At 75.7% G+C, this 5,229-nt stretch carries 3 protein-coding genes; 1 reads left to right on the top strand and 2 read right to left on the bottom strand.

Going from position 1 to position 5,229, the window contains the following annotated elements:
* Positions 1-213 precede the first annotated feature (213 nt).
* The gene (locus ACSNOD_RS28100) at positions 214-2,241 is read left to right on the top strand and encodes an AAA family ATPase (RefSeq protein ID WP_436769881.1); all 2,028 of its coding nucleotides are present in this window, start codon (positions 214-216) and stop codon (positions 2,239-2,241) included.
* Positions 2,242-2,285: 44 nt separating this feature from the next.
* Here ACSNOD_RS28100 and ACSNOD_RS28095 read toward each other — a convergent pair whose 3' ends face one another.
* Complete coding sequence (locus ACSNOD_RS28095) at positions 2,286-3,467, bottom strand: hemolysin family protein (RefSeq protein WP_436769880.1); 1,182 nt, start codon at positions 3,465-3,467, stop codon at positions 2,286-2,288.
* On the bottom strand, positions 3,464-4,960 hold the full coding sequence (locus ACSNOD_RS28090) for a hemolysin family protein (protein WP_436769879.1): 1,497 nt from the start codon (positions 4,958-4,960) through the stop codon (positions 3,464-3,466). Before ACSNOD_RS28090 ends, ACSNOD_RS28095 begins: the two co-directional genes overlap by 4 nt.
* Positions 4,961-5,229 lie beyond the last annotated feature (269 nt).

The following is a 5,229-nucleotide window of genomic DNA, read 5'->3' as shown; positions in this document are numbered from 1 at the left end:
CCCGCACCCCGCCCGCACCCCGGCCACGCCCCCGTCCGATCGTCATACGCGGCGATCCGTTGTGCGCCACCCTTCGGCGCACCGTGTCCGCGCAGGTACGATGCGCTTCGGGAGGACCCGGTAACTCCCGTCCACAGCGAGGCGGTTCGACAGGCGGCGGTCCGGAAGCCGCCCGGCCGCCACACCACGGGGGCACGGTTGGTGGGGGACGTGATGGACTTCGGCAGGCAGGGCTCGGACGCCCCGGCCGATCTCGCCTGGCTGCGCGCCGTCGACGCCTACACCATGGGCGCCTACGCGCAGGCCGAGGAGGAGTTCCGGACCGCGGTGCGGCTCGACCCCGCCATGGCCGACGCCTGGCTCGGGCTGCACGCCCTGCGGGTCGACACCACGATGGCGCTGCTGCGCATGCACCGCCACCGCGACCGCTTCGGGGAACAGCGCACCCGCCACCGCCGCACGCTCAACTCCTGGTACTGGCTTGGCTGGTGGGTCCAGCCGGTCCTGGAGACCCCGCGCGACCTGCTGCTGGCGCACGCCTCGCACTGGCTCGACGGGCGCCATGTGGCCGAGCTCGACCAGGCGCTGGCGGGCTGCCCGCCGGTCGAGGCCGATCCGCAGGTGCGCTTCCTGCACGCCTGCCGCGCCTATCTGGTCAAGGACTGGGACCAGCTGGTCCACCACACGGAGCCGCTGCTGGGCGACCCGCTGCTGGGCATCGAGGCCGGGCTGTTCGGCGGCATGGCCCGGGTGCGGCTGGAGATGTACCAGCAGGCGGAGCCGCTGCTGTCGGCGGCGCTGATGCGCTGCCGCAGCGAGCAGCCGCAGCGCAAGGAGCTGCGCTACTGGCTGGCCCGGGCCCACGAGGGCAACGGCCGCACCGCCGCCGCGCTCCCCCTCTACCGCGCCGTGCACCGGATCGACCCCTCGTTCATGGACACCGCGGCGCGGCTGGCGGCCATCGCCGACGGCGACGGGCTGGACGAGGCGGCGGACCTGGCCCCGGTGTCCCTGGGCGGGGCCGGTCAGGAGCTGATCGACGCGGCGGCCGACGCCGAGCTGGTGGCGGCGGCGGAGGCGGCCGAGGCCCGCGACCCCTGGGCCGGGCCCGACCCGGAGGCCGGGCCCCCGGCCGACTGCACGGTCCCGGGCACGGGCGCTCCCGGCGCGGGCTCCCCCGGCGCGGGCCCCTCGGGGCCGGGCGCCGGCGGCACGGGTGCCTCCGGAGCGGGCGCTTCCGGGGCCGGTCCGGACGCGCCGGGCGCCGGCCCCGACGCCGTACGCGAGAAGGCCGGCGCCGTACGGCCGGTGCGCCCGGTGTCCTCGTCCCTGCCGGCCGGCCCCGCCGACCCCGTCCTGCTGGAGCAGGCGCTCGACGAGCTGGAGCGGATGGTCGGCCTGGAGCCGGTGAAGCGTCAGGTGCGGGCGCTGTCGGCGCAGCTCAACATGGCGCGGCTGCGGGCCGGCCAGGGACTGCCCGTCCAGCCGCCGAAACGACACTTCGTGTTCTCGGGTCCGTCCGGCACCGGAAAGACCACCGTGGCCCGCATCCTCGGACGGGTGTTCTACGCCCTGGGGCTGCTCGGCGGGGACCACCTGGTGGAGGCCCAGCGGGCGGATCTGGTGGGCGAGTTCCTCGGCCAGACCGCGGTCAAGGCCAATGAACTGATCGACTCGGCCATCGGCGGGGTGCTCTTCGTCGACGAGGCGTACAGCCTCTCCAACACCGGCTACAGCAAGGGCGACGCGTACGGCGACGAGGCGCTTCAGGTGCTGCTCAAGCGCGCCGAGGACAACCGCGACCGGCTGGTCGTCATCCTCGCGGGCTACCCCGAGGGCATGGACCGGCTGCTGGCCACCAACCCCGGCCTCGGCTCCCGGTTCACCACCCGGGTCGACTTCCCCAGCTACCGGCCGCTGGAGCTCACCCGCATCGGGGAGGTGCTGGCCGCCGAGAACGGCGACGCCTGGGACGACGACGCGCTGGAGGAGCTGCGCAGCATCAGCGCGCACGTGGTGGACCAGGGCTGGATCGACGAGCTCGGCAACGGCCGCTTTCTGCGCACGCTCTACGAGAAGAGCTGCGCCTACCGCGATCTGCGGCTGTCGTGCTCGCCCCGCACCCCGAGCCGGGAGGACCTCTCCACGCTGCGGCTGCCGGATCTGATGCAGGCGTACGGGGAGGTCCTGTCCGGCCGCGGCCCCCTGGACCCCGGACCGCAGGGCCCCCCGCCCGCCTGACGCGCCCCGCGGGGCGAACCCGGGGGGCGGAGGGAACCCGGTACCTAGCCGACCGCGGTCGGCAGGGTCTCCTCGGCGGGGCCGGCCTCCGGGGCGGGCGAGCGGCGGGTCACCGGCACCTGGCGGCGCGCGCCCACCAGGCTCCCCGGGCTTCCCGGCCGGTGCGCGGCGCGCGTCCCGGGCGCGCGCTGGGCGAGGTCGCGGTGCGCGGGGTCGCGGACCTCGCCCACCAGCTTCTCCAGCACGTCCTCCAGCGCCACCAGCCCCAGCACCCGGCCGGAGGCGTCGGCCACCTGCGCGAGGTGCGCGGCGGCGCGCCGCATGACGGTGAGCGCGTCGTCCAGCGGGAGCTCCGCGCGGAGGGTGACCATGGGGTGCCAGACCCGCTGCGGCACGGCCCGGTCCGGGTCGTCCAGCTCCAGCACGTCCTTGACGTGCAGATACCCCATGAACGCCCCGCCGGGGGCGGCCACCGGGAAGCGGGAGTACCCGGTGCGCACCGTCAGTTCCTCGACCCGGCGCGCGGTCACCGACGGGTCGACGGTCACCAGGGCCGCCCGGTCGAGCAGCACATCGGTCACCGGCCGGCTGCCCAGCTCCAGCGCGTCCGCCAGCCGCTCCTGCTCACCGGGGTCGAGCAGCCCGGCCTGCCGGGAGTCGGCCACCAGATGGCCGAGCTGCTCGCTGGTGAAGACCGCCTCGATCTCGTCCTTGGGCTCCACCCGGAAGACCCTCAGCACGAGGCGGGCGCAGGCGCCGAAGAACGCGGTGACCGGGCGGCACAGCCGGGCGAAGGCGACCAGCGCCGGGCCCAGCCACAGGGCGGTCCGCTCGGGGGCCGCCATGGCCAGGTTCTTGGGCACCATCTCGCCGATGACCAGGTGGAGGAAGACCACCGTGGCCAGCGCGATGACATAGCCCAGGGGGTGGATCGCCGGCTCGGGGACGCGCAGGGCGTGGAACACCGGCTCCAGCAGCCGGGCGACGGTCGGCTCGGCCACCGCGCCCAGGGTGAGGGAGCAGACGGTGATGCCGAACTGGGCCGCCGCCATCATCTGCGGCAGGTTCTCCAGCCCCTGGAGCACGGTACGGGCGCGGGCCGATCCCCCGGCCGCCAGCGGCTCGATCTGGCTGCGGCGCACCGAGACGAGGGCGAACTCGGCGCCCACGAAGAAGCCGTTGCCCAGCACCAGCAGCAGGGCGAAGAGCAGTTGCGCGGCGCTCATCGGGCGACCGCCCCCACCGGCTCGGCCTGGGCCTCGCACGGGACCCGGGCCTCGCCCGGGGCTTCGTGCACGGCGTGCGTCCCGCCCGCGGCCCGTGCCGCGCGCACGGCCGGCACGGCCGCCTCCGCCGGCACGGGGGCCGCCTCGGCGGGGCAGGGGGCCGGCTCCGGGCGCTCGGCGATCCGGGCGCCGTCGGTGCGGACGATCCGCACCCGCCCGGCCCGGTGGTGCTCCACCGCCCGCACCCGCAGCTGCCAGCCGGGCAGCACCGCCGTGTCACCGGGGGCGGGGATGCGGCCGAGCAGATCGGCGACCAGCCCGGCCACCGTCTCGTACGGCCCGTCGGGGGCCTGCAGGCCGATCCGGCGCAGGGTGTCCACCCGGCAGCCGCCGTCGGCGTCCCAGACCGCGCGGCCGTCCTCGGCGGGCAGCGCCGCCAGCTCCGGCAGGTCCTCACCGTCGTGCTCGTCGCGGACCTCGCCGACCAGCTCCTCGACGATGTCCTCCAGGGTCACCACGCCGGCCGTGCCGCCGTACTCGTCGACGACCACGGCCATCGGCTGCTCGCGGCGGAGCAGTTCGAGCAGCGGCTGCACCGGCAGGGTCCCGGGCACCAGCAGCGGCGGCACGGCCACCCGGCCCACCGGGGTGCGCAGCCGGTCGTGGGCGGGCACGGCCAGGGCGTCCTTGAGGTGCACCGTGCCGACGACCTCGTCCAGCCGCTCCCGGTAGACCGGGAAGCGGGAGAGGCCGGTGGCGCGGGTCAGGTTGATGACGTCCTGGGCCGTGGCGGAGGACTGCAGGGCGCTCACCCGCACCCGGGGGGTCATCACGTGCTGGGCGGTGAGCTCGCCCAGCGAGAGGGTGCGGACGAAGAGGTCGGCGGTGTCCTGCTCCAGGGCGCCGGCGCGGGCGGAGTGCCGGGCGAGCGAGACCAGTTCGTCCGGGGTGCGGGCCGAGGCCAGCTCCTCGGTGGGCTCGACGCCCAGCAGCCGTACGAGCCGGTTGGCCACGGCGTTGAGCAGGGAGATCACGGGCCGGAAGAACGTGGCGAAGGCGTGTTGCGGGCCCGCCACGAACCGGGCCACCGCCAGCGGGCGGGAGACCGCCCAGTTCTTGGGGACCAGTTCGCCGATGACCATCTGCACGGCGGAGGCCGTGAACATGCCGACGGCCACGGCCACGCCGGGCACCAGGCCGGCCGGCAGGCCGGTGGCCGCGAACGGGCCGGTCAGCAGATGGGCGAGGGCCGGCTCGGCCAGCATGCCGATCACCAGGGAGGTGATGGTGATGCCGAGCTGGGTGCCGGAGAGCTGGAAGGACAGCTCGCGCAGGGCCTTGACGACCGTGCGGGCCCGGCGGTCGCCGCCGGCCGCGGCACGCTCGGCCTCGGCGCGCTCGACGGTCACGAGGCCGAACTCGGCGGCCACGAAGAAACCATTGGCCAGGATCAGCAGCAGAGCCGCGGCGAGCAGAAGGAGGGGGATGGTCATGCCGCCGCCTCCGGCAGAGGGGCGGCGCAGGTACTACAGGACGATCCGTCCATTGCTGGAGGGAGTCACTCCTCGGGTCGCAGGGGCCCCGCGGGCGGCGCGCGGCGCGCGCGGGCCCTTGTGACGCGGGGCGGGGCGCGCTCGGCGCCGCCGGGAACCAATGTAATCAAGAGCGGTGGGGTACGGCAGGGCCGAACCGGCTGTGTCGCCCCTCACCACGGCGTTTCCGCCCCGCGGGGGGGGCGCGGGGCGGAAACGCCGTGGTGAGG

This window comes from Streptomyces sp. URMC 123 (assembly GCF_051386515.1).
In the GTDB taxonomy this organism is placed as follows: domain Bacteria; phylum Actinomycetota; class Actinomycetes; order Streptomycetales; family Streptomycetaceae; genus Streptomyces.
This window is presented reverse-complemented; position numbering and strand designations above follow the sequence as displayed.

Excerpts from the sequence above, each read along its gene's own strand:
- ACSNOD_RS28095 (WP_436769880.1), bottom strand. The coding sequence starts at position 3,467 with ATGAGCGCCGCGCAACTGCTCTTCGCCCTGCTGCTGGTGCTGGGCAAC.
- ACSNOD_RS28090 (WP_436769879.1), bottom strand. The coding sequence starts at position 4,960 with ATGACCATCCCCCTCCTTCTGCTCGCCGCGGCTCTGCTGCTGATCCTG.
- ACSNOD_RS28100 (WP_436769881.1), top strand. The coding sequence starts at position 214 with ATGGACTTCGGCAGGCAGGGCTCGGACGCCCCGGCCGATCTCGCCTGG.